20 protein-coding genes, 4 tRNA genes and 1 other annotated feature are annotated in these 24778 nt (G+C 40.8%); of the genes, 5 read left to right on the top strand and 19 right to left on the bottom strand.

Going from position 1 to position 24778, the window contains the following annotated elements; translation table 11 throughout:
- Positions 1 to 307: 307 nt before the first annotated feature.
- From clpB to rluD, 3 genes are all read right to left on the bottom strand, one after another.
- On the bottom strand, positions 308 to 2881 hold the full coding sequence (clpB, locus tag EL244_RS04655; protein ID WP_126459123.1) for an ATP-dependent chaperone ClpB: 2574 nt from the start codon (positions 2879 to 2881) through the stop codon (positions 308 to 310).
- Between the two features lie 124 nt (positions 2882 to 3005).
- Complete coding sequence (yfiH, locus tag EL244_RS04650) at positions 3006 to 3740, bottom strand: purine nucleoside phosphorylase YfiH (protein WP_126459120.1); 735 nt, start codon at positions 3738 to 3740, stop codon at positions 3006 to 3008.
- Positions 3740 to 4717 carry a 23S rRNA pseudouridine(1911/1915/1917) synthase RluD gene (gene rluD, locus EL244_RS04645; protein ID WP_006815592.1) on the bottom strand — a complete coding sequence of 326 codons (978 nt, stop codon included), beginning with the start codon at positions 4715 to 4717 and terminating at the stop codon, positions 3740 to 3742. The genes yfiH and rluD overlap by 1 nt, the downstream gene beginning before the upstream one ends.
- Positions 4718 to 4853: 136 nt before the next feature.
- Between rluD and bamD the strand changes: the two genes are divergently transcribed.
- From bamD to pheA, 3 genes are all read left to right on the top strand, one after another.
- Positions 4854 to 5582 carry an outer membrane protein assembly factor BamD gene (bamD, locus tag EL244_RS04640; RefSeq protein ID WP_126459117.1) on the top strand — a complete coding sequence of 243 codons (729 nt, stop codon included), beginning with the start codon at positions 4854 to 4856 and terminating at the stop codon, positions 5580 to 5582.
- 332 nt (positions 5583 to 5914) lie between these two features.
- Positions 5915 to 6244 (top strand): ribosome-associated translation inhibitor RaiA, encoded by a 330-nt coding sequence (gene raiA, locus EL244_RS04635; RefSeq protein WP_039855530.1) that lies wholly within the window; start codon positions 5915 to 5917, stop codon positions 6242 to 6244.
- A gap of 170 nt (positions 6245 to 6414) precedes the next feature.
- Positions 6415 to 6534: a sequence feature (Phe leader region), on the top strand.
- Positions 6535 to 6559: 25 nt separating this feature from the next.
- Positions 6560 to 7732 carry a bifunctional chorismate mutase/prephenate dehydratase gene (pheA, locus tag EL244_RS04630; RefSeq protein ID WP_006815595.1) on the top strand — a complete coding sequence of 391 codons (1173 nt, stop codon included), beginning with the start codon at positions 6560 to 6562 and terminating at the stop codon, positions 7730 to 7732.
- A gap of 50 nt (positions 7733 to 7782) precedes the next feature.
- Here the strand turns inward: pheA and EL244_RS04625 are convergent, their stop codons facing one another.
- From EL244_RS04625 to ffh, 8 genes are all read right to left on the bottom strand, one after another.
- Entirely contained in the window at positions 7783 to 9339 is a 1557-nt protein-coding gene (locus EL244_RS04625) for a methyl-accepting chemotaxis protein (RefSeq protein WP_126459114.1), read from the bottom strand.
- A gap of 288 nt (positions 9340 to 9627) precedes the next feature.
- Entirely contained in the window at positions 9628 to 10749 is a 1122-nt protein-coding gene (gene tyrA / locus EL244_RS04620; RefSeq protein WP_126459112.1) for a bifunctional chorismate mutase/prephenate dehydrogenase, read from the bottom strand.
- Positions 10750 to 10762: 13 nt separating this feature from the next.
- Positions 10763 to 11857, bottom strand: a complete 1095-nt coding sequence (locus tag EL244_RS04615) for a 3-deoxy-7-phosphoheptulonate synthase (RefSeq protein WP_126459110.1) — start codon at positions 11855 to 11857, stop codon at positions 10763 to 10765.
- A 456-nt stretch (positions 11858 to 12313) separates the two neighbouring features.
- Positions 12314 to 12667 carry a 50S ribosomal protein L19 gene (rplS, locus tag EL244_RS04610; RefSeq protein ID WP_006815599.1) on the bottom strand — a complete coding sequence of 118 codons (354 nt, stop codon included), beginning with the start codon at positions 12665 to 12667 and terminating at the stop codon, positions 12314 to 12316.
- Between the two features lie 41 nt (positions 12668 to 12708).
- A complete protein-coding gene (trmD, locus tag EL244_RS04605) occupies positions 12709 to 13473 on the bottom strand; it encodes a tRNA (guanosine(37)-N1)-methyltransferase TrmD (RefSeq protein ID WP_006815600.1) in 765 nt (254 codons plus the stop codon).
- A 36-nt stretch (positions 13474 to 13509) separates the two neighbouring features.
- Positions 13510 to 14058: a ribosome maturation factor RimM gene (gene rimM / locus EL244_RS04600; protein ID WP_006815601.1), complete on the bottom strand. Its 549-nt coding sequence runs from the start codon at positions 14056 to 14058 to the stop codon at positions 13510 to 13512.
- An 18-nt stretch (positions 14059 to 14076) separates the two neighbouring features.
- Positions 14077 to 14325 (bottom strand): 30S ribosomal protein S16, encoded by a 249-nt coding sequence (gene rpsP / locus EL244_RS04595; RefSeq protein ID WP_006815602.1) that lies wholly within the window; start codon positions 14323 to 14325, stop codon positions 14077 to 14079.
- A gap of 137 nt (positions 14326 to 14462) precedes the next feature.
- A complete protein-coding gene (gene ffh, locus EL244_RS04590; protein WP_006815603.1) occupies positions 14463 to 15824 on the bottom strand; it encodes a signal recognition particle protein in 1362 nt (453 codons plus the stop codon).
- Between the two features lie 283 nt (positions 15825 to 16107).
- Between ffh and EL244_RS04585 the strand changes: the two genes are divergently transcribed.
- Together EL244_RS04585 and EL244_RS04580 are read left to right on the top strand one after the other, a co-directional pair.
- On the top strand, positions 16108 to 16899 hold the full coding sequence (locus EL244_RS04585) for a cytochrome C assembly family protein (RefSeq protein ID WP_006815605.1): 792 nt from the start codon (positions 16108 to 16110) through the stop codon (positions 16897 to 16899).
- 42 nt (positions 16900 to 16941) lie between these two features.
- On the top strand, positions 16942 to 18228 hold the full coding sequence (locus EL244_RS04580) for a CNNM domain-containing protein (RefSeq protein ID WP_126459108.1): 1287 nt from the start codon (positions 16942 to 16944) through the stop codon (positions 18226 to 18228).
- Between the two features lie 77 nt (positions 18229 to 18305).
- On the opposite strand, the gene luxS is transcribed toward EL244_RS04580, so the two are convergent.
- The 8 genes from luxS to alaS form a co-directional block, all read right to left on the bottom strand.
- Complete coding sequence (gene luxS, locus EL244_RS04575) at positions 18306 to 18821, bottom strand: S-ribosylhomocysteine lyase (protein ID WP_006815607.1); 516 nt, start codon at positions 18819 to 18821, stop codon at positions 18306 to 18308.
- Between the two features lie 145 nt (positions 18822 to 18966).
- Entirely contained in the window at positions 18967 to 20526 is a 1560-nt protein-coding gene (gene gshA / locus EL244_RS04570) for a glutamate--cysteine ligase (protein ID WP_006815608.1), read from the bottom strand.
- A 188-nt stretch (positions 20527 to 20714) separates the two neighbouring features.
- Positions 20715 to 20791, bottom strand: a tRNA-Arg gene (locus EL244_RS04565).
- Positions 20792 to 20899: 108 nt separating this feature from the next.
- Positions 20900 to 20976 (bottom strand) — tRNA-Arg (locus EL244_RS04560).
- A 134-nt stretch (positions 20977 to 21110) separates the two neighbouring features.
- A tRNA-Arg gene (locus EL244_RS04555) sits at positions 21111 to 21187 on the bottom strand.
- Between the two features lie 11 nt (positions 21188 to 21198).
- A tRNA-Ser gene (locus EL244_RS04550) sits at positions 21199 to 21291 on the bottom strand.
- Positions 21292 to 21722: 431 nt separating this feature from the next.
- On the bottom strand, positions 21723 to 21908 hold the full coding sequence (csrA, locus tag EL244_RS04545; RefSeq protein ID WP_004264815.1) for a carbon storage regulator CsrA: 186 nt from the start codon (positions 21906 to 21908) through the stop codon (positions 21723 to 21725).
- Between the two features lie 228 nt (positions 21909 to 22136).
- Entirely contained in the window at positions 22137 to 24764 is a 2628-nt protein-coding gene (gene alaS / locus EL244_RS04540; protein ID WP_126459106.1) for an alanine--tRNA ligase, read from the bottom strand.
- Between the last annotated feature and the right edge of the window lie 14 nt (positions 24765 to 24778).

Here is a 24778-nt window from a genome sequence, read left to right as displayed (position 1 = left end):
TTACGCTTTCCTCAGTGAGAGTCAAGCATTTTTTTGCTTAATCTTTTCAGATTCTCTCGCTGCCGGTTCAGTGTCCATCGCGCTTTGCGTTGGCTTGTTCCCGGTCAGTGGATGCGCATTATAGGGAGTCAGAAAAATCTGGCAAGTGTTTTTTGAAAAATAACATTCAATTGCTCACCGTTTATACTTTAAGAGCAATTATCCACCAAGATAGGCCATTTTTGGCTGTTTTAATGATAAAAAAGGCGGCTTTATCAGCCGCCTTTCGATTTAATTTGAATTGATGAACATAATATCTATGACCTAATTACTGTTTTGCCACAATTTCATCATTTTCAACATCCAGAGTAATTGGTTTACCCGGAATCAATTTACCTGACAGAATTTCTTGTGCCAGTGGGTTTTCAATCTCTTGCTGAATTGCACGTTTCAACGGACGGGCACCAAAGATTGGGTCAAAACCTGCTTCACCAATTTTTTCTAATGCTGCAGCCGTTGCTGTCACTTCATAACCGTGCTCTTCTAAACGTTTATACAAACGAGCCAATTGAATATTTGCAATATTCGCAATTTGCTCTTTACCTAATGGGTGGAACACAACAACTTCATCTATACGGTTAATAAACTCAGGTCTGAAGTTATGGGATACCACTTCCATCACCATATTTTTCATTTCTGAATAATCAATCATGCCAAATCGTTCTTGGATGAGATCAGAACCTAAGTTTGATGTCATGATGATAACCGTATTACGGAAGTCTACCGTTCTACCTTGACCATCAGTTAAACGTCCATCATCCAGCACTTGCAATAAAATGTTAAATACATCTGGGTGTGCTTTCTCAACTTCGTCCAATAAAATAACTGAGTATGGACGACGTCTTACCGCTTCAGTCAAATAGCCACCCTCTTCGTATCCAACATATCCTGGAGGTGCACCCACTAAACGAGAGACTGCATGTTTTTCCATAAATTCGGACATATCGATACGAACCATCGCATCGTCGCTATCAAACATGAAGTTTGCTAACGCTTTACACAGCTCTGTTTTACCTACCCCAGTTGGACCTAAGAACATAAAGGAGCCAATTGGACGGTTTGGATCAGATAAACCGGCACGACTACGACGAATAGCATTCGATACAGCAACAACAGCTTCGTCCTGCCCAATTACACGTTGATGTAATTGCTGCTCCATACGCAATAATTTTTCTCTTTCGCTTTCCAGCATTCTAGAGACCGGGATTCCTGTCCAGCGAGCTAAAATTTCCGCGATTTCAACATCAGTCACTTTGTTACGTAAAAGCTTCATGCTTTTACCTTCTGCTTTAGTCGCAGCTTCTAGCTGTTTTTCCAACTCAGGAATACGACCATATTGCAGTTCAGACATTTTAGCTAAATCACCCATACGACGTGCTTTTTCCATTTCAATACGCGTATTTTCTAATTCAGCTTTAATGTGCTGTGTACCTGTTAATGATGCTTTTTCGGCTTTCCATTCTTCATCTAATGCGGAGTATTCACGCTCTTTTTCCGCCAGCTCTTCTTCTAACATTTCAAGACGTTTTTTACTCGCATCATCGGACTCTTTTTTCAGAGCTTGTTGCTCCAACTTTAATTGGATAATACGTCTTTCTAGTCTATCTAAAGATTCTGGCTTAGAATCCATTTGCATACGTAAGCTTGCACCAGCCTCATCGATTAAGTCGATAGCTTTATCTGGCAACATACGGTCTGTAATGTAACGATGGGATAACGTCGCCGCCGCTACAATTGCAGGGTCTGTAATTTGCACATGGTGATGCAATTCATAACGCTCTTTTAAACCACGTAAAATTGCAATGGTATCTTCAACAGATGGTTCCGCCACGTATACTTTTTGGAAACGACGCTCTAACGCCGGATCTTTCTCAATATATTGACGATACTCATCTAATGTTGTCGCACCCACACAATGTAATTCACCACGTGCCAGTGCTGGTTTTAACATGTTACCGGCATCCATCGCACCATCGGCTTTACCTGCGCCAACCATCGTATGCAATTCGTCGATAAACAGAATGACATTACCTTCTTGCTTAGCTAGGTCATTCAAAACACCTTTCAAACGTTCTTCAAATTCACCACGATATTTTGCCCCTGCAATCAGAGCGCCCATATCCAGTGATAAAACACGTTTGTTTTTTAAGCCTTCTGGAACTTCACCATTAACAATACGCTGAGCCAATCCTTCAACAATTGCAGTCTTACCAACACCTGGTTCACCAATTAACACTGGGTTGTTTTTGGTACGACGCTGTAATACTTGGATGGTACGACGAATTTCTTCATCACGACCAATCACTGGGTCTAATTTGCCTTGCTCTGCTCGTTCAGTTAAATCGACAGTATATTTTTTCAAGGCTTGGCGCTGGTCTTCAGCGCTTTGATCATTCACTTTTTCTCCACCACGCATCTGTTCTATCGCCTTTTTCAAATTATCTTTATTCACACCCGCCGCTTTCAACATATCGGCAAGGGTTGTATTGGCTTCTAAAGCAGCGAGCAAAAATAATTCTGAGGAGATAAATTCATCTCCATTTTTCTGAGCCAGCTGGTCACATAGGTTCAAATGACGCATTAAATCACTTGATGGTTGAACATCCCCTGCAATACCTTGTACTTGTGGCAGCCGAGATAATACATCTTCAATTTTTTGTTTAAATTCAATGGCATTAACACCAAGCGTCGTCAGCAATGGACGAACGGTGCCATTTTCTTGATTAAATAAAGCACTTAATAAATGAATTGGTTCAATAAACTGATTTTCGCGCCCAAGGGCTAATGACTGGGCGTCAGCGAGAGCTTGCTGGAATTTATTAGTTAAACGGTCCAGACGCATAACACCTCCAATAGAATAAGTTAAACTTGCTACTGAAGATAAGATGCGGTCTGTTTTTGGGGATTCAAGTTTTAGAATGGATTATTTTTGCAATATCTTTTAATTTGAAATATTAATCTAATATTTAAGTATTTATCCATATAAGTGATGCCATCCGTCCTGTTTTACCCTCACGTCGGTAGGAAAAAAATCTATTTTCTTCACTAGCGGTGCAGAAAGTACCACCATAAATAGAGGAGATCCCCACGGCTTCGAGCTTTTTACGGGCTAATAAATAGAGATTTGCAAGGTATTTATCTTGATGAGGAACAAATGCCTCGACTAATTCGGCCGACTGATTAATAAATGCCAATTTAACCTCAGCCCCAACTTCAAATTTTTCAGGACCAATTGCAGGCCCAAGCCATACCATGATTTCATGGGGTGGAGATTTAAACTGTGCCACTGTATTTTCGAGTACGCCATCACACAGCCCTCGCCAACCCGCATGCGCAGCTGCTACCTCTTTACCATCACGGCTACAAAATAATACGGGTAGGCAGTCAGCCGTCATAATTGCACAGACTTGCCCAACCTTATCGGTATACACCGCATCCGCTTGGCGATTTTCAATATATTCACCATTCAGATGTAAAACATGAGTTCCGTGTACTTGCTCAAGCCACACAGGTTGTTGTGGTAATTGAGCAAGCACTTCGAGACGACGCCGATTTTCACTGACAGCTTCAGGTAAATCCTCAACATGATCGCCTAAATTTAAACTCTCAAAAGGTGGCTGACTAACACCACCTAAGCGAGTAGTACTGCATGTTGAAATATTTTTTGCCTGTGGCCATTCAGGGAAAATCAATGTATTCATTACCAGTCCATGTTGTCTTTATGTAATTCAGCATCCGCTTTTAATGCGTTGATTAGCTCTACCATATCATCAGGTAATGGTGCATGCCATTCCATTTGGATCCCCGAAATTGGATGATATAAGCGCAGCATCGTTGCATGTAAAGCTTGTCTATCAAACTTGCGCATTACCTCAAAGAACTCTTCCGTGGCACCTTTCAATGGACGAGGTCTACCGCCATATAACTGGTCACCAATTAGTGGGTGATTAATATGTGCCATATGCACACGAATTTGGTGCGTTCTTCCTGTTTCTAAGCGCAGGCGTAAACGGGTATGTGCACGGAAATGCTCCATAATCCTGTAATGAGTTACTGCGGGTTTCCCCATTGGGTGAACCGCCATATGAGTTCTTTTCGTTGGGTGACGTGAAATGGGTTCTTCAACCATTCCCCCTGCGGTCATACGACCTACCGCAACAGCCTCATATTCTCGAGTTATTTCTCTACGCTGCAAAGCGTCAACTAAATGCGTTTGTGCTGGAACTGTTTTTGCTACAACCATCAGGCCAGTTGTGTCTTTATCTAAGCGATGAACAATCCCTGCTCTCGGCACATCCGCAATCTCAGGATAACGGTATAACAACGCATTCAAGATGGTTCCATCTGGGTTACCTGCTCCGGGATGAACAACTAAACCTCGTGGTTTATTGATAACTAGGATATCTTCGTCTTCATAAACAACATCAAGAGGTATATCTTGAGGCTCCCAACGAGTATCTTCTTCAATAAGAGCATCGATTGAAATTTGTTCGCCACCTAAAACTTTTTCTTTTGCCTTATTGATAACTTTGCCATTAACCTGCACTCTATCGTCTAAAATCCATTCTTTTATTCGAGAACGTGAATAATCAGGGAACAATTCGGCCAAAGCCTGATCTAAACGTTGACCAAGCTGTGATTCAGCGATGGTTGCACTAAGTTGTACTTGTTGAGCCATAAATTAATCTACTTTTTAGTGTTTGTATTTTGACGGCGCTGCCGTTTCATTTAAAATGTGTGCTATTGTAACTCGAATTTTGCCGGGAGCCTTCGGATAGGCTCCCTTGATACAGTCAGAGGATAACCTACACGTGATGATACGTATGAAATATCTGGTGGCAGCTGCCACGTTGAGCCTGGCTCTTGCCGGATGCTCCAGCAATAACGAAGTCAGCCCCGATAGCTCCCCAGCTGAAATTTATAGTACGGGTCAGCAAAAATTACAGGACGGTAACTATAGCGCGGCTATTAAACAGTTTGAAGCGCTTGATAACCGCTACCCGTTTGGTCCATATGCCCAGCAGGTACAATTAGACCTGATTTATGCTTATTATAAATCAGCTGAGCTACCAATGGCGATAGCAACCATTGACCGTTTCATGCGTTTAAATCCAACCCATCCAAATATTGACTATGTACTGTATATGCGCGGTCTAACAGCAATGGCGCTAGATGACAGTATGTTACAAGGTTTCTTTGGTATAGACCGATCTGACCGAGATCCTCAACATGCATTAGTTGCATTTAAAGACCTTAGCCAATTAGTCCGTTATTATCCAAATAGCCAATATTCAAATGATGCGAGTAAACGCTTAGTCTATTTAAAAGATCGTTTAGCTAAATTCGATCTCTCTGTGGTTGAATATTACAACAAACGTGGGGCTTATGTCGCGGTTGTTAATCGGGTTCAACAGATGCTAAGAGATTACCCAGATACTGAAGCAACTCGTAAGGCACTGACTTACATGGAAATTGCTTATAAAGAAATGGGCTTAGATAACGAAGCAAATAAAGTAGGACGCATTCTTGCGGCTAACCAATAGGCTCCGTTAAGATCACAAACAGCAGCCTAGGCTGCTGTTTTCATTTTTGGGTATTATCTTCATGAAAAATTTAACTATTTTTCATTTATAATCAACACCCTAATTTTTAACCCAAAAGAAGCACCGACTATTCACCGTTTCTATAGTCAACTCTGTCAGTTTCCCTCAATTTATCTATTTTGGCAATCCTTTTAGCCCCCTTTCTTAGTCAAAATCACACTTCGGATGAGTGATCCCTACCCCATGATTTAAATGTGATCTATGTCATTTTTTTATTGTTATAACTCGGTATTCTGAAGTCATTAAAGACGGAAACAATGAGAGGTAACTATATGATAGTTAATATTACTAGCAAACAAATGGACATTACCCCAGCAATTCGTGAACACATTGAGAACCGTCTAACAAAACTCGATAAATGGCAAGTTTCCCTAATTAACACTCATGTGGTGTTATCAAAAGAGCCCCAAGGTTTTATGGTTGATGCCAACATAAAAACCGCTACCGGAAAATTGGTAGCAACTGCTAAGCATGAAGATATGTACGTTGCAATAAATGAACTAATCAATAAGCTCGAAAGACAGTTAAATAAAGTGCAACATAAAGGAGAATCAAGAAGGGCATGTAATAGTGTAAAAGAAGCGAATCTAGTTACGTTATAATCAGTTACGTTTAAGTAGTTACGTTGTATTTTTATATTATCAATCCACTTATCTTGAAACTTTCCAAACGCGCTCATCATGGGCGCGTTTTTACGTTGATTGCTATTTTTTGTTGACATCCCCTTCACTATCATGTCTATTTGAGTGACTTCTATTTAAAGGTATTTTGTAATGAATTTAAATTTTGTTTTCTTTTTCTTCTTTAGCCACTCTTATTAAGGGGCTTTTGTCGTTCGAGAAAAAAAAGAAGACAAAATTTTAAAGCCCCCTCTTTTGGGGGCTTTTTTTATTCACTGATGTTGATAGGGGCGCAGAATGAAAAATAGTACTAATTTACTGAAAGTGCGTGAGAAAATTAGCCAGTTAGACAGCGAACTCCTTGGACTTCTCGCAAAACGTCGAGGTTATGCCATTGAAGTTGCAGAAACCAAAATTGATGATAATCGACCTATTCGCGATAAAGAGCGTGAACGTCAGCTACTCGATGCTTTGATCAATAAAGGCAAGCCACTAGGCCTTGATGGTTTCTATATCACTCGATTATTCCAAATGATTATCGAGGATTCCGTCCTCACTCAGCAGACTATTTTACAGAAACATTTAAATCTTACGCCTAGTGATACAGCACGCTTTGCCTTTTTGGGTCCCAAAGGTTCTTACTCTCATGTCGCTGCTCGTCAGTATTCTGCTCGTCATTTTGACCAACTCGTTGAATGTAGCTGCCATAAATTCCAAGATATTTTTTCATTAGTAGAAAGCGGTCAAGCTGATTACGGTATTTTACCTATTGAAAATACCAGCTCCGGGGCAATTAACGATGTTTACGATTTATTGCAAAATACGTCTTTATCAATCGTTGGTGAGATCCGTCTTCCAATTAATCACTGCTTACTTACCACTAAAAATAGCGATCTGAGTAAAATAGAAATTGTTTATAGTCACCCCCAACCTTTCCAGCAGTGCAGCCAATATTTATCTCAATTTCCTCATTGGAAAATTGAATATTGCGATAGTACGTCAACTGCAATGCAAAAAGTTGCAGAGCATAACTCACCGAATGTTGCAGCTTTAGGTAGCGAAGCTGGTGGATTGCTATATGGCCTAGAGGTACTTGAACACAATCTTGCTAATCAGCAAATTAATATGACTCGTTTTATTGTTGTAGCACCAAAAGCTATCGACGTAACTGAGCAAGTCCCTGCAAAAACAACATTATTAATGACTACCGGTCAACAAGCAGGGGCTTTAGTCGATGCCTTAATTATCTTAAAAAATAATAAGATTGTGATGAGTAAATTAGAATCTCGCCCAATCAATGGTAAGCCTTGGGAAGAAATGTTTTATGTGGATGTTCATGCCAACTTACGTTCGGATAATCTGCAACAAGCGTTAAAAGAGCTAGCAGAAATTACTCGGTCAATAAAAATCCTTGGCTGTTACCCATCAGAAAACGTGGTTCCCGTTGAGCCAGAAAAAATAGCACCATAAAATTTCAGATAACTAACACAGGCAATCTGCCCGTGTTAGTTATTAATCTACTATGACTTGAGGGGAGAAGATGAGAGTTTAAAGTAATTAACTAATTCCTGTAGATGGAATGCTTGCTCGTTCAATGAACCCGCAGCAACAACCGACTCTTCAACCAAACTCGCATTTTGTTGAGTCGTTAAATCCAATTGCCCTACCGCACTATTGATTTGAGAAATACCATCACTCTGTTCATGGCTGGCTTGACCAATTTCACGCAATAACGCGTTCATCTCATCAACACTCTCTATCATGCCATGGATTTGCTGACTTGCTTGCTCAACTAATTCCATTCCTTCTTGAGTTTGGGAGGATGAATTTTCAATCAAGCCACGAATATCGCTCGCTGATGCCGCACTTTTTTGTGCTAATAATCGAACTTCTCCTGCTACCACTGCAAATCCTCGTCCATGCTCCCCTGCTCTAGCCGCTTCTACGGAGGCATTCAATGCAAGAATATTAGTTTGAAAAGCAATCGTATCAATAAGATTGATAATATCCGTCATTTGCTGCGAAGATGCGTTAATTGTTCGCATTTTATCCGTTAGCTGATTCATCATTTGGCCGTTATTTTTAACAATAACAGCCGCATCATCCGCAAGCATAGTTGCTTCATGGGTATGTTCAGTGGTGTTTTTTACTGTGGACGTAATTTGCTCCATCGAGCTTGCCGTTTCCTCCACTGAAGCAGCCTGCTCTTCTGTACGTGCAGCAAGATTTTGGTTACCTGCCACTATTTGGCCAGCGGCTGCAGAGATGCTTTCAGAGCCATTTTGTACTTCTTGCACGATCTCTAGTAAATGTTTTTTCATATTACCGAGAGAATCTAGCAATATGCCGGTTTCATCTTTAGATTGTGCTTTGATATCCTGTGTTAAATCACCACTAGCAATCGCTTTTGCAAAATTAACAGCCTGTTCTAATGGGCGAGTAATAGTCATCGTGATGTACCAGCCCATCACACAGCCCGCGACAATACTGATGATAGAAAGAAAAGCGAGTAATGTTCTATTCAGTTTATAGTCATCTTCAACTTTGTATCCCGATTCTTGCATCAGCATATTTTGAGTTGCAATCAGATTTTGAACCTGTTCACGATACTCACGTTGGATTGCTGATGTTTTGGTCATCATTTCTTCTATCGCTGCTTGACGATTGTTTTGATTCATAAATTCCATCATTCGTTTTTGCGAATCATGAAATTTAACTCTCACCTCATGAATATTTTCTAAGGTTTCCCGAGAGCGACTATCGGTAATACTTCGATCTAATTCATCCAGTAAGTCCGAAATATTTTGGCTGATTTTAACCAACTCATCCTTGCGCTTCTCACTACCTCTGTCATCTAATAAAATGAGCTCTTGAATACCAATATAAGAATAAAAATTATCCATGACCGAGTTAGCATTTGCCGTGATGGGATAACTTTTGAAAATAATAGTCTGCATACTTTCATTAGCGCGATTCATATTCACTAATGAAAATAGGGAGCTTAAAACAATCAGAGCGATAAAAACTCCAAATGCGACAGTTAACTTCACACTAATTTTGAGATTTCGAAAAGACATATACTTACCACTCTATTCATCATTTAATGATTAGAGTTATCGGTAGAATATAAGGGATCTTTACCACATAAATCGCTCAATTTACAAATATGAATATTTAAAACTGATTGATTTGTGATTGCACGAGAGATTATAGTGCAAGTTAAATGAGAAATAGCCTCATTTGGGACAAACTAAGATAATAAGTACAATTACTTATTTTAAATAAATATTGATATTTATGATGTTTTTTTGAAAAACTCTTGAGTGATTTCCCCTACCGCCAAGTAGGAAGTAGGGGAAATTACGTTATTTACGATTGTCATTAGCTCTTTGTAATAAAGATTGGCTTTCTTTCATAAAATGATGAGCATCTTCGCCGAACCATTGGCTCACTTGCGTAAATTGTCGGATAAATTCGGTTTTATCATTACGTTCCAACATTTCAATCGATTGACCTAGAAGTCGATAATAGCGGCGGATCAACTCTACATTTTCGTCCGAGGACATAATGATATCTGCATATAGTTGGGGGTCTTGAGCAAATAACCGCCCTACCATTGCTAGTTCTAAACGGTAAATCGGAGAAGAAAGATCCAACAATTGTTGTAAATCAACTTGCTCATCCGCCAAATTTTTCCCGTAAGTAAACGTTGTAAAATGGCGTAACGCTTGTATGAAGCTCATATTGCGATCATGTTCTTCAGGCTTGATCTGTTTTAATCGAGCGCCCCATACTTGCAACTGTTCAAGGAACCATTGGTAAACATCAGCATCTCGACCATCACAGTATGCAAATACCTGTTTAGCCACGCTACCAATATCGGGACCAAACATCGGATGTAAACCAAGAACGGGACCTTTATGTACCTGAAGCATAGCTTCCAGTGGTTTCTGTTTAACTGATGCGATATCGACTAAAATCGTTTTTGGATCTAATTTTGGCAGCTGGTTAATCACATCCACCGTTAAATGAATAGGAACACTGATGATCACGACACTTGCACCAGAAACAATAGATGATGCATGAGGCCAATCTTGCTCAGCTAATACCTTGACTTGGTAGCCAGAGAGCGTCAGAAGGCGGTTAAATAATCGCCCCATCTTCCCTTCTCCACCCACAATAATAATAGGACCAGCTTCCGGATTTAGTGTTTTAAAACCTTTATCATTTTCACGCGCATAAGATTCCCGCATAATCCTTCGGAGGATATCCTCGATTAGGTCAGCAGGGATCCCCATACGTTCAGCTTCAGCTCTGCGTGCGGCTAACATGCTGGACTCACGCTCTGGTACATAGATAGGTAATCCATGTTGGCTTTTAACTTCACCCACTTCTGCAACTAGCTGAAGCCGCTTAGCTAATAGATCTAATAATGACTTATCAACCTCATCAATTTGCTCCCTCAAATGGGATAATTCAACAGACATACCAATACCTTGCTCAGCTCACTTTACTTAATTTTTGCCCACGCTGTTCAAGCATTGGTGATAATGCTTGATGCAATTTTCGCAGCACGGACTCTGTTGTTTCCCAGTTAATGCAGGCATCTGTAACTGAAACACCGTATTGCATGTTTTCTCTTGGCTGTTCAGATGTTTGGCCTCCTTCATTAATATGGCTTTCAAGCATAATACCTGTAATTGATTCATTACCATTAATAATTTGTTCAAGAATTGAATCAACAACAAGTGGCTGACGACGGTAATCTTTGTTTGAGTTACCATGGCTACAATCTACCATTAATGATGGTTCAAGCCCTGCCTTTCTCATTTCAGCTTCACACGCTGCAATATTTTCAGCATCGTAGTTAGGTGTTTTTCCGCCACGTAAAATAACATGACCATTTTTATTACCATTAGTATGAAGTAAGCACACTTGCCCAGATTGGTTAATGCCCATAAATCTATGTGGCATCGCAGCGGCTTTTAATGCATTTATTGCTGTCGATAGGCTACCATCTGTACCATTTTTAAAACCAACTGGCATGGACAAACCAGAGGCCATTTCACGGTGAGTTTGAGATTCTGTAGTTCTCGCTCCAATGGCTGACCAGCTGAATAAGTCACCTAGGTATTGTGGATTATTAGGATCGAGCGCTTCTGTCGCTAACGGTAGTCCCATATTGACTAAGTTAGTTAATAGATCACGAGCAATATGTAGCCCTTTTTCCATTTCAAAACTACCATCCATAAATGGATCACTGATTAAACCTTTCCAACCAACCGTTGTACGTGGTTTTTCAAAGTACACACGCATCACAATATATAAGCTATCACTTAACTCAGCGGCTAGTTTCTGCAAACGCTCGCCATATTCAATGGCGGCATCAACATCATGGATTGAACAAGGACCACATACCACGAGTAAGCGCGGGTCACGCTGATGAATAATATCAGCAATTACTTTACGCGATGTCGCAATGGCATGCAGATTGCTGTGACTCAATGGATATTTTTGCTTCAGACTTTCAGGAGTAATTAAAACCTGCTCGTCTTGAATATTCACATTATTGAGTACATCTTTTTGCATGATCATTTGATTACCTATTTAGCTTATTATTTATTAGTGATGTTATTTATCGATCTTGTGTTTGGTGCGTGAGAGATAACATATCATGCATCGTAAAGATTTCAATCCAAAACTGTAAAATAACTCAATTTGATGTACATAAAAAATTACATAATGATATCCAATTGAATTTAAAGTAATTAAAACAATAGTTAGAGGTAAGTTTTATATCCAAGAGAATATAATGAATAAATTAGTAAACATATATTTACAAAAATAATTTTATTGGGTGATATATTCTAAATAGTTCGAGTTGTGGCTAGGCGGCAAAATGAAGACAGCACAGGGAGCATACATAAGTATGTGACCTGTGTGGCTGAATGAAGCCAACACCGCCACAGCGCGAAATATGACGAATATATGACGAATATAAAAAAGGCCCGCTATAAGCGGGCCTCAACTTTCGGATGTAGCGAAAGCGTATTACTTAACGTTCAGACGCTCTTTAATACGAGCAGCCTTACCAGAACGCTCACGCAGGTAGTACAGTTTAGCTTGGCGAACAGCACCACGACGTTTAACAGTAATGCTATCTACGACTGGTGAATGAGTTTGGAATACACGCTCAACACCTTCGCCGTTAGAAATTTTACGAACAGTGAATGCAGAGTGCAGACCGCGGTTACGAATAGCAATAACCACGCCCTCAAATGCCTGCAGACGTTTCTTAGAGCCTTCAACGACCCATACCTTAACTTCCACGCTGTCGCCTGGACGGAATGAAGGTACGTCCTGCTTCATCTGCTCTTGTTCAAGTTGTTTAATAATGTTGCTCATAATAACTCTCTTACCCTAGGTAAACTGATATATGTAGACAATTAATTGTCTGGATTCATTGATTGCTCAGCCTGATATTCCCGTTGGAATTCAGCTAGCAACATCCTCTGCTCGTCAGTCAGAGCTAGGCTTTCTAGAAGCTCAGGTCTTCTAAGCCAGGTACGACCAAGTGATTGTTTCATGCGCCAGCTATCAATCTTGGCATGATTTCCTGAAAGTAAAATCTCAGGAACTTGCATGCCATCTAGCACTTCAGGTCGAGTATAGTGAGGACAGTCCAGCAAGCCATCTGCAAAAGAATCTTCTTGAGCTGAAGCTTGATGCCCCAGAACTCCAGGAATAAACCGAGAGACTGAGTCTATCAACACCATTGCGGGGAGCTCCCCACCACTGAGAACGTAATCACCGATTGACCATTCTTCATCAACTTCGGTTTGAATGATCCGTTCATCAATACCTTCATAGCGGCCACAAACAAGAATTAGCTTCTCATTGGTTGCCAGCTCACAAACCCCATCTTGACCGAGTTTGCGACCTTGTGGTGACAGATAAATGACCTTTGCACCATCACCGGCCTCAGTTCTTGCTGTACGAATCGCATCCTTTAACGGTTGCACCATCATCAGCATGCCTGGACCACCACCATATGGGCGGTCATCGACTGTTTTATGTCTATCGTGCGTAAAATCTCTAGGATTCCAACACTCAACAGTCAGCAAGCCATTTTTCACTGCCCGACCAGTTACCCCGTACTCGGTTATTGCGCGGAACATTTCGGGAAACAGGCTAATTACACCAATCCACATGATTTATCCCACTCATAAAAACCGTTAATCGGAGATTTAAAAACCAGGATCCCACTCCACTTCAATAACTTGGGCGGAGAGATCGACTTTCTTGATAACCTGCCCATCAAGAAACGGAACCAGCCGCTCCTTGATGCCAAATGCATCTTTCAGATTTGCCTTAATCACCAGAACGTCATTCGATCCGGTTTCCATCATGTCAACAACGGTACCAAGGTCATAACCATCTAACGTTACTACGTGGCAACCCATAAGGTCTTTCCAATAGTATTCGTTATTCTCCAACTCAGGAAGTTGGGTTGAATCAACCGCAATTTCAAAGTTGGTCAATAATGTCGCTGCATCACGGTCTTCGACCCCTTTCAGCTTGACGATGATATCTTTGTTGTGATGTTTCCAATCTTCTATTTCAATATGTTGCCATTGACCAGAACGTTGGATAAACCAAGGCTGATAATCAAAAATACTTTCAGCATGTTCGGTGGACGAAAAAACTTTGAGCCAACCACGAATACCGTATGCAGCTCCTAATTTGCCCAAAACAATTGGGTTTGCTGGGGGCTGAAGTTTAGTTTGCGTGCTCATTGTTACCACCGTGACAGATTAAGCTACTTTCTTAGCTTGTTTGACCAGTTGTGCAACACGGTCAGAAACAGTTGCGCCTAAGCCAACCCAATGTTCGATACGGTCTAGGTCTAAACGCAGTTCTTCTGCTTGACCAGTAGCGATCGGGTTAAAGAAGCCGATACGCTCGATGAAACGACCGTCACGCGCATTGCGGCTATCGGTTACAACGATTTGATAGAACGGACGTTTTTTAGCGCCGCCACGAGATAAACGAATTGTTACCATAACATCCTCATTAGTTAACAAAACAACCAGACTCCATCGAGGGATAGAGTCCGGTTGTTATATAAAAAGCCCGAAAAGTTTACTCACTTTGACGCAAAAATCAATCAAAAGTGCATTTTAGTTTCAAGCTTTACTGCTTAACGCCCCGGAAATCCCGGAGGCATCATACCTTTCATGCCGCGCATCATTTTGGCTAAGCCGCCTTTTTTCATCTTTTTCATCATGCGTTGCATATCATCAAACTGTTTCAAGAGTTTATTAACTTCTTGAACTGTAGTCCCAGAACCCGCAGCAATACGGCGTTTGCGTGAGCCTTTAATAATTTCTGGCTTTTCACGTTCTTTACGCGTCATTGATTGGATCATGGCTTCCATACGGATAGTTATTTTATCATCCATCTGGGATTTAACTGCATCTGGTATCTGGGACATGCCTGGCATTTTACTTAACATGCTGGTCATTCCGCCCATATTACGCATCTGCTTTAACTGGTTTAAGAAGTCATTTAGGTCGAACGTATCGCCTGTTTTGAGTTTCTTAGCTAGCTTTTCTGCTTCATCGCGATCAACTTTGTGCTCAAGTTCCTCAATCAGGGATAATACATCCCCCATTCCCAAGATACGTGATGCAACACGCTCAGGGTGGAATGGTTCAAGGGCATCCGTTTTTTCACCGACCCCGAGGAATTTAATTGGTTTACCTGTAATGGCACGAATCGATAACGCAGCACCGCCACGTGCATCACCATCAACTTTCGTTAATACGATACCCGTTAATGGCAAGGCTTCGTTAAAGGCTTTAGCTGTATTTGCAGCATCTTGCCCCGTCATTGCATCGACGACAAACAGCGTTTCTACTGGGTTAATAATGCGATGAATTTCTTGGATTTCTTCCATCATCACTTCATCAACGTGCAAGCGACCGGCAGTATCCACCAGTAGAACATCATAAAATTGAAGTTGTGCGTGTTTTAGCGCTTTCTGGACAATAGATGCAGGTTTTTCTTGTGCATCAGAAGGGAAGAAATCGATACTAACCGCTTCTGCTAATGTTTCTAACTGTTTAATCGCCGCAGGACGGTATACGTCGGCAGAGACCACAAGCACTTTTTTCTTTTGCTTTTCTTTTAACAGTTTACCCAGCTTAGCAACGCTGGTTGTTTTACCTGCACCTTGCAAGCCAGCCATCAATACCACGGCAGGTGGCTGAGCAGACAAATTCAGTTGATGGTTTTCTTCACCCATGGCACGGGTCAGTTCATTTTGAACAATCTTTATGAACTCTTGTCCCGGTGTTAGGCTTTTATTAACATCTTGACCAACAGCGCTTTCTTTGACTTTTTGAATAAACTCACGGACAACTGGCAATGCAACGTCAGCTTCCAGTAACGCCATGCGAACTTCGCGTAATGTATCTTTAATGTTGTCATCAGTCAGACGTCCACGTCCGCTGATATTGCGCAAAGTGCGCGATAGTCTGTCAGTTAAATTATCAAACATATGTCTTAGCTCAATTCTGTTATGGGCCTATATGTAGCCTTATTTGGTTACTCGCGCTATATATTTCAAGGGCAAATAAAAATAGCCACGACACAATCCAACGCTGATATTGGCTGAGGAGTGTATCATATCTGATGCTTTTTCGCTGCCTTGTTTACCTAACTCTAATGAGCTATCGATAAAGAATATCAAGGGATTCGCCATACCAATGGTTGGAGCCTACACGCGCACGAGTTATACTATAAAGTATCTATCCACTAAAAATGAATAACGACACTATACTATGCCCGTATTTGCAGTCATAGCAGTTTGTACATACATGGTCAGTCTGCTGCTGATCGTTCCCAGTCAAGTGCGTAAGCAAGCAATCTATCGCAGATTAGCTATTTTATTAGCCATCATCGCGATGATTACTCACGCAATTACACTGAAATTACAAATTTTCAGTGAAGTGAGCGGGCAAAACTTAACTTTATTGAATCTCGGCTCTTCCGTCAGTTTATTGATGTGTTTAATCATGACCGTTGTGGGGTATTTAGGGCGAGCATGGTATTTAACGCCCATTGTCTATAGCTTCGCGATTATTAACCTCATTTTATCAACGACAATGCCGGGTGAATTTATAACTCACTTGGAAGCCAGTACTCCGTTATTTGTTCATATTGGTTTAGCACTTTTAAGCTATGCAACACTCTTAATTGCGGCATTATATGCGTTTCAAGTGGCGATTATCGATTATCAGCTAAAGAATAAAATTCTGAAGTTTAGCCCTGATATGCCACCAATGATGGTCATTGAGCGCAAAATGTTTCACGTTACTCAGGTGGGGGTTATTTTACTCACGCTGACTTTGTGCACCGGTTTTATTTATATCGATAATATTTTTGATAAAGAAAATATCCATAAATCGATATTGTCGGTTGTGGCTTGGTTTGTTTACGTTATTTTGCTATGGGGACACTTCCATGGCGGATGGCGTGGAAAACGCGTGTTATTTTTCCACGTAGGGGGCTCATTGATCCTCACGTTAGCTTTTTTCGGTAATCGTTTAGTCCAACAACTGACCGTCTCTTAGTCAGAAAGTTAACGTTGAACTCCTGTTATAAGGAACCTTGTTTTGGATGATGTATCCACTGGTACTCTAATCATCATATTGATTGTTTTAATCTTTTTGTCTGCTTATTTTTCAGCATCAGAAACCAGTATGATGACATTGAACCGTTATCGATTAAAACATTTAGCGAAGCAAGGTAATCGTTCCGCTATGCGTGTTGAGAAATTACTGAGGCATCCAGATAAACTGTTAAGTTTAGTACTTATTGGTAATAACTTAATTAATATTATTGCCTCAGCCCTTGCGACTATCATTGGTATGCGCTTATACGGCAATACCGGTGTAGCAATAGCAACGGGAATTCTAACGTTTGTAATTCTATTATTCGCAGAAGTCATGCCTAAAACGCTTGCAGCACTTTATCCTGAGCGAATTGCGTTTCCGAGCAGTCTAATATTAAATCCATTACAAAAAATCATGATGCCTATTGTTTTGGGATTCAATGCGATTTCAGCTTCGTTTTTACGTTGCTGCGGGATCCGCCCTTCCACTATACGCAGCGATGCAGTGAATAAAGAAGAGCTACGCACCATCGTCAATGAATCTAAAAATAAACTTAGCCGACGTAATCAAGATATGTTGATTTCTATCCTCGATTTAGACAAAGTCACGGTTGGCGACATTATGCTGCCACGCAATGAAATTGTCGGCATCGATGTTAATGATGATTGGAAGTCGATTGTGAGGCAACTAACCCACTCACCTCATGGTCGAATAGTCCTGTATCGAGATTCTTTGGATGACTCTATTGGTATTTTACGAGTGCGTGAAGCCTATCGTTTGATGATGGAAAAACGGGAGTTTAACAAACAAAATCTGATAAAAGCTGCCGATAATATCTACTTCATTCCTGATAGCACCCCCCTAAATATTCAACTCGTGAACTTCCAACATAAAAAAGAAAAATTGGGGATAATCGTTGATGAATATGGCGAAATCCAAGGCTTAATCACGGTAGAAGATATTTTGGAAGAAATTGTTGGCGATTTCACCACATCAATGTCACCTTCCCTAGCAGAAGAAGTTATTCCACAAAGTGATGGTAGCGTATTGGTTGATGGAACAACAAATATTCGAGATTTGAATAAAGCCTTCGATTGGAACTTACCTGTAGATGGTCCTAGAACGGTCAATGGGATGGTTTTAGAGGTTTTAGGGGATATCCCTCAACCAAAAGAACAAATAGCCATAGGGAGCTATCTCATCGAAGTTTTAGTGATGAACGACAATACCATTAAACAGGTAAAAATTATCCCTTTAGCTTTTGATTCTCAAGAACCTGAATTCTAGTCAGTTATAAAACAAAAAAGCCTTAAAATCAGCCTGTATGCATGATTTTAAGGCTTTTTAAATTAAGGCATAACCCACTAAATATGTAATTGAGCTAATTTTTCTTCAGGTAGAGCCAGCTCATCATTTTTGTTGATACCGATCTCTTTAGCAAGAACCTGACTAGCAATTTGCTGCGCTTCTTCTAAAGAGTGCATCATATAAGTTCCACACTGATAAACATTGAGCTCAGGGATCTTATTTTGATCTTGGACATTTAACACATCCTCCATCGAAGCCTTCCATGCTGTTGCCACACGTGCCTCATCTGGCTGACCAATCAAACTCATATAAAAACCGGTTCGACACCCCATAGGGGAAATATCAATGATTTCTACACCATCTCCATTCAGATGATCTCGCATAAATCCAGCAAAGAGGTGCTCAAGGGTATGCGTGCCTTTTTCTGTCATTGCTTCTTTATTTGGAACTGTGAAGCGTAAATCAAAAACAGTGATTGTATCACCACTTGGTGTTTTCATTGTTTTTGCTATACGAACAGCAGGAGCTGCCATACGCGTGTGATCTACAGTAAAACTGTCTAATAATGGCATTTCATGACCTCCTAAAAAATATTTATGAAGAAAATGAAACTAATCTAAAAACGCAGAGTCTGAATATATGAAAGACGCGCAAATTGTTATCATCCCTAATTCTCTAAGAGATTTTTTATTTGGCCACTTAATGTGGCCACTTCTTTTAGCGTCCTGCGTGAATCCGTAAATACTCTTCAAAGCTCTCGCTTTTATCCTGTTCCATCAATTTCTGTTTCTCTATTGAAGCCAAACGAGCTTGCTCAAATTGCTCTTCAGTGATCACTTCATAAGGCTCATTGATCAATTGCTGATAATATTTTTCAGCCAGTTCAAGACCATAACCTCCAATACCTTTCTCTAACATCTCATCCATGACAAGAGCAGAGTAAGTTAAGGTCGGATCTTCAAACATAGCCACAAATTGATGACAAACTTCTTTGTATTTGGCATCACAACAAGTATCAAGTACTTCAGCAACACGGATCAGGTCGTTAAATAGTGTTTGCCCAACTTCAACAAGAGGCTTTTGCTCACTACCACAACCAAAACCGATCACTTGTCCGGGCTTACGTCCTTCCAAGATCACGCGATTCCAGTTTTTACGGCAACAATCTAACTCTTGACTATTCATCTCAGGAGCATCTGCCAATACACACCAGATTAAGAATAAGTCCACAAAACGAGCTTGGGTTTCATTAACGCCAATAGGACTAAATGGATTGATATCAAGAGAGCGAACCTCAATATACTCAATACCACCACGCAGTAACGCATCAGAAGGTGATTCATTACCTTTCGGGACACGTTTAGGACGAATTGGTGCATACAGTTCATTTTCGATTTGCAGCACATTAGTGTTTAACTGAATGTATTTACCATCTTTTTTAACACCTAGCTTTTCAAACTCAGCTGAAGGTTTATGGATAGCTTTCTTGAGGTTTTCAACATATTCATCTAGGTGATTAAACGTAATATTTAAATCACTCTGTGATTTATTGGTATATCCCAAGTCACTCATTCTTAAAGATGTAGCGTAAGGTAAATAGTAAGTACCACACTCAGTTTTATTAAAATCGAGTGACGTTTCCCTATCTTTCAGGAATGAACCACAGATTGCAGGGGAAGCTCCAAATAGATATGGGATCACCCAGCCAAAACGGTAATAATTTCGGATCAGACGTAAATAGCCTTCAGAAATCTTTTCTTTACCACTTTGTTCATCTTCCACTCCAGCCCAAGCTTGCCAAAATTCAATCGGGAATGAAAAGTTATAATGCACCCCTGCGATGGTTTGCATTAAAGCACCATAGCGGTTTTTTAAACCCTCACGGTATAAAGTTTTAAATTGGCCAACATTAGAAGTGCCGTACTGTGCCAGAGTGATTTTATCTTCACCCTCAATAAAGCAAGGCATACTCAACGGCCACATTCTTTCATCATGTAAATGACGAGCGGTATATCGGTGCAAGTCCCTGAGAAAAGCCAAATTATGGCTGATACTTTTATCTACAGGTGTAATAAATTCGAGTAAAGACTCAGCAAAATCGGTAGTGATCCATTTATGCGTCAGTGCCTTACCTAACTCATCTGAATGTAAAGTCTCAGCAATTGCGCCTTGAGGTGTGACACGCAATGTTTCACGCTCAATACCGCGTTGAATACCATTGAGAATTTCCGGGTGCGCCTCTAACCAAGAGAGCGCTTTTGATACGTCCGGGATCAAATTGACCTCCCGCCTGTGATTTAGATTTATTTTATTAAGGAGGTTACTTTAGCTTAAATCACAGAAATTGTCGCTGTCTAGATGTGTGGTTTAGAGAGTTATGAAATGAATGATTCTACTTAGAATTGAATAGAGAAGACTAATTTTAGGCAAAAAAAAACTCCTCAAATTGAGGAGTTTCTTAATGATGGTGCATCCGGGAGGATTCGAACCTCCGACCGCTCGGTTCGTAGCCGAGTACTCTATCCAGCTGAGCTACGGATGCAAAATTCTTCGATTATCAATCGACAATTGCATTTACAGCAATCAGTAATTTATCAGTTTGAATATTATTAAAAGGGATTATTGATACTTTACAGAAGAGTTTAAGAGATGGTGCATCCGGGAGGATTCGAACCTCCGACCGCTCGGTTCGTAGCCGAGTACTCTATCCAGCTGAGCTACGGATGCATTTTCGTGCAATCGTACTTCTCTCTCAATACTGCTTATCAAAATCTACTTCAACATCAAGCTAAAACTACTGCTTCGTTTTAGCCTGCTAAACTAAAACATCACCCTATCAGTCTAACTCATAGGACTTAAAATGGTGCATCCGGGAGGATTCGAACCTCCGACCGCTCGGTTCGTAGCCGAGTACTCTATCCAGCTGAGCTACGGATGCAGAGCCTAAAATGGCGGTGAGGGAGGGATTCGAACCCTCGATGCAGCTTTTGACCGCATACTCCCTTAGCAGGGGAGCGCCTTCAGCCTCTCGGCCACCTCACCATATTTTAGTTACACATGATTTGTTTTTTCAAACATCTCGTCTCTGTGTGGCGCACATATTACTTTCCTAGCCTTAGAAGTCAAACAATTTTTCCAAACTTTTTGCATTCTGGCGTTCGTTTGCACATTTCACAAGCAAGATGATTAGTTTAACACCGAAAAAGCCATATTTCTGTGCTTTCCTAAAGAATTTTATCAACCAAAGTTGCATCAAAAAAATGGGTAATATTGACTTCAAAACCATAACATATTGGTTAACTGTAGAAAAATAATACAGAATAAAAATAACAAATGAGAAAAGGAACGTACCTTTAGTACCATTATTCTTAATTAAACAGATAGGAATAAGAAATTTTCGAGGTTTTTAAAGGGGAATAGAAGACAAGCGCCCATTATTGCTGTGTGATCACTCACTGGACGCTTATTCATTATTATTGATTGTCTGGTTGAGTCTTTTCGGCCTGGATCCGTTGATAAATTTCTTCACGGTGAACAGAAACCTCTTTTGGGGCATTAACACCAATACGAACTTGGTTGCCTTTTACTCCCAATACAGTCACTGTTACCTCATCGCCTATCATGAGTGTTTCACCAACTCGACGAGTCAGAATAAGCATTCTTTGCTCCTTGAAATATTAAAAGAGTCGGGTCTCTAGGTATCCCCCGCTATTGTCCATCACACACCGTGAAAACGTAAAGCAATGATATTCACCTAAAGCATTGATGCCATCAAGGCAATAATTCTAGTTATTTACAAGCAAAATATAACACTACCGGCAACATATTAACAATGTTGCAACAGATTAAAGTTGCCTCACATCAAGCAAGGCAACCTCAATAAGCGCTTACAGTTTCGAATCAACCCATTGTTCAACACTTGCCATCGCTGTAGGTAATGCTTTTACATCACTACCGCCAGCCATTGCCATATCAGGTCGCCCGCCGCCTTTACCGCCTACTTGCTGAGCAACATAAGATACTAAATCACCTGCTTTAATTTTAGCAGTCAAATCATTAGTCACACCAACAATTATACTGACTTTATCACCACTCGTGGTTGAAAGCACGATAATCGCGGACTTCAGCTGATTTTTTAAATCATCAACCATGGTTCTCAATAATTTAGGATCTGTATCATTTAATTGGCTAACTAATAGCTTGATACCCTTGACATCTTTTGCTTTGCTACCCAATGATGCACTCTCTTGAGAAGCTTGCTGATCTTTCAATTGCAGAATCTCTTTTTCAAGATTACGCGATTTATCCAATGCTGCTTTTACTTTCTCTACAAGGCTATTCGCATCACCCTTTAATAAATGGGCAATTGCAGAAAGTTGCTCAGATTGAGCATGAAGATGCTCAATTGCCGTTGCACCTGTTGTCGCTTCAATTCTGCGAACGCCGGCAGCAGTGCCTGACTCACTTAGAATACTGAATAAACCGATATCTCCAGTACGGCTAGCGTGAGTACCACCACATAATTCGATGGAGAAATCCCCCATACTCAGAACACGTACGCGCTCTTCATATTTTTCACCGAATAATGCCATAGCACCTTTCGCTTTCGCGCCCTCTAAATCCATCAATTCAGTTTCAATTTCTGAGTTTTGGCGAATTTGTGCGTTCACAATATCTTCGACTTGGCGCAGCTGCTGCTGTGTCAGGGCTTCAAAATGAGAGAAGTCAAAACGTAGATATTTGTCATTAACCAATGAGCCTTTCTGAGAAACATGCTCACCAAGTACTTGGCGTAGCGCCGCATGTAATAAGTGCGTGGCTGAGTGATTCAGACGAATAGCATTACGTCTTTCGCTATTAACTCTCGCTGAGATACGGTGGTTAACAACCAAAGAACCTGATTCCACTTTGCCAACATGACCAATTGCTTGACCATACTTTTGAGTATCCAAAACGACAAAGTTTCCACTTTCATTCGTTAGCACACCTGTATCACCAACTTGACCGCCTGACTCTGCATAGAATGCAGTTTTATCAAGAATAACTAGCCCTTCTTCACCCACGCTTAGTGCGTCAACAGGTTGGCCATCTTTATACAGTGCAGTGATAGTCGCTTGCTGTTCATCATGTTGATAGCCAGAGAACTCGCTACGCTTATCAACTTTGATCAGGGCATTATAGTCAGCGCCAAAACCACTGGATTCTCTCGCACGGCGACGTTGGTCTTCCATTGCACGCTCAAAGCCTTCTTCATCCACTTTGATATTACGCTCACGACAAACGTCAGCAGTTAAATCCAGTGGGAATCCGTAGGTATCATATAAGCGGAAAGCAGTTTCGCCTTCTAGAGTGTCACCCTTCAGTAATGCCAGCTCGTCATCTAATAATTGTAAGCCGCGCTCTAAAGTACGCGCAAATTGCTCTTCTTCAGTTTTTAGAACTTTCTCAACTATCGCTTGCTGGCGCTGCAATTCATCTGCCGCGGTACCCATCACTTTGATTAAAGTAGGAACTAATTTGTAGAAGAATGTATCTTTAGCACCCAGCATATAACCGTGCCGTACAGCACGACGGATAATGCGGCGTAATACATAACCACGGCCTTCATTTGATGGAATTACACCATCACTAATTAAGAAAGCACATGAGCGAATATGGTCAGCGATAACACGTAGAGACTTGTTAGATAAGTCGGTCGCGCCAGTTGCTTCTGCTGCTGCTGCAATCAGTTCACGGAAAATGTCGATGTCATAGTTAGAATTGACATGTTGTAGAACCGCAGAAATACGCTCCAGACCCATTCCTGTATCTACAGATGGTTTTGGTAACGGTTCCATAGTCCCGTCGGATTGACGGTTGAATTGCATGAAAACAAGGTTCCAGATTTCAATATAGCGGTCGCCATCTTCTTCTGGTGTTCCTGGAGGTCCTCCCCAGATATGATCCCCATGATCATAAAAAATTTCGGTGCATGGACCACAAGGACCTGTATCCCCCATCTGCCAGAAGTTATCAGATGCGTAAGGAGCCCCTTTGTTATCACCAATACGAATGATACGCTCTGCTGGAACGCCGATCTCTTTGTTCCAAATGTCATAAGCTTCATCATCAGTGGCGTATACAGTTACCCACAGTCTTTCTTTTGGTAGGTTAAACCATTGTTCGCTAGTTAATAATTCCCAAGCAAATCGAATAGCATCGTGTTTAAAATAATCACCGAAGCTAAAGTTACCTAACATTTCAAAGAATGTGTGGTGACGTGCTGTATAACCCACATTTTCTAAGTCGTTATGTTTACCACCTGCACGCACACAACGTTGTGCGGTTGTCGCTCGGGAATATGCTCTTTTATCCAGACCAAGAAATACATCTTTGAACTGGTTCATCCCTGCGTTAGTGAACAATAGTGTTGGGTCATTGTTTGGTACTAGCGAACTGCTGGCTACCACCTGATGACCTTTCGTATGGAAAAAGTCGAGAAACGCTTGACGGATCTCAGCGGTGCTTTTACTCATATTTATCCCGATAT

Origin of the sequence: Providencia rustigianii (assembly GCF_900637755.1) — a bacterium.
GTDB lineage: Bacteria > Pseudomonadota > Gammaproteobacteria > Enterobacterales > Enterobacteriaceae > Providencia > Providencia rustigianii.
The sequence above is the reverse complement of the archived record's forward strand: the minus strand, read 5'-3'. Positions and strand labels throughout refer to the sequence as shown.

Coding starts and splice junctions, on each gene's coding strand:
- alaS (WP_126459106.1), bottom strand. CDS start 24,764: ATGAGTAAAAGCACCGCTGAGATCCGTCAAGCGTTTCTCGACTTTTTC.
- rluD (WP_006815592.1), bottom strand. CDS start 4,717: ATGGCTCAACAAGTACAACTTAGTGCAACCATCGCTGAATCACAGCTT.
- rplS (WP_006815599.1), bottom strand. CDS start 12,667: ATGAGCAACATTATTAAACAACTTGAACAAGAGCAGATGAAGCAGGAC.
- luxS (WP_006815607.1), bottom strand. CDS start 18,821: ATGCCATTATTAGACAGTTTTACTGTAGATCACACGCGTATGGCAGCT.
- csrA (WP_004264815.1), bottom strand. CDS start 21,908: ATGCTTATTCTGACTCGTCGAGTTGGTGAAACACTCATGATAGGCGAT.
- bamD (WP_126459117.1), top strand. CDS start 4,854: ATGATACGTATGAAATATCTGGTGGCAGCTGCCACGTTGAGCCTGGCT.
- raiA (WP_039855530.1), top strand. CDS start 5,915: ATGATAGTTAATATTACTAGCAAACAAATGGACATTACCCCAGCAATT.
- trmD (WP_006815600.1), bottom strand. CDS start 13,473: ATGTGGATTGGTGTAATTAGCCTGTTTCCCGAAATGTTCCGCGCAATA.
- tyrA (WP_126459112.1), bottom strand. CDS start 10,749: ATGTCTGTTGAATTATCCCATTTGAGGGAGCAAATTGATGAGGTTGAT.
- ffh (WP_006815603.1), bottom strand. CDS start 15,824: ATGTTTGATAATTTAACTGACAGACTATCGCGCACTTTGCGCAATATC.
- rpsP (WP_006815602.1), bottom strand. CDS start 14,325: ATGGTAACAATTCGTTTATCTCGTGGCGGCGCTAAAAAACGTCCGTTC.
- EL244_RS04615 (WP_126459110.1), bottom strand. CDS start 11,857: ATGATCATGCAAAAAGATGTACTCAATAATGTGAATATTCAAGACGAG.
- EL244_RS04585 (WP_006815605.1), top strand. CDS start 16,108: ATGCCCGTATTTGCAGTCATAGCAGTTTGTACATACATGGTCAGTCTG.
- yfiH (WP_126459120.1), bottom strand. CDS start 3,740: ATGAATACATTGATTTTCCCTGAATGGCCACAGGCAAAAAATATTTCA.
- clpB (WP_126459123.1), bottom strand. CDS start 2,881: ATGCGTCTGGACCGTTTAACTAATAAATTCCAGCAAGCTCTCGCTGAC.
- EL244_RS04625 (WP_126459114.1), bottom strand. CDS start 9,339: ATGTCTTTTCGAAATCTCAAAATTAGTGTGAAGTTAACTGTCGCATTT.
- rimM (WP_006815601.1), bottom strand. CDS start 14,058: ATGAGCACGCAAACTAAACTTCAGCCCCCAGCAAACCCAATTGTTTTG.
- pheA (WP_006815595.1), top strand. CDS start 6,560: ATGAAAAATAGTACTAATTTACTGAAAGTGCGTGAGAAAATTAGCCAG.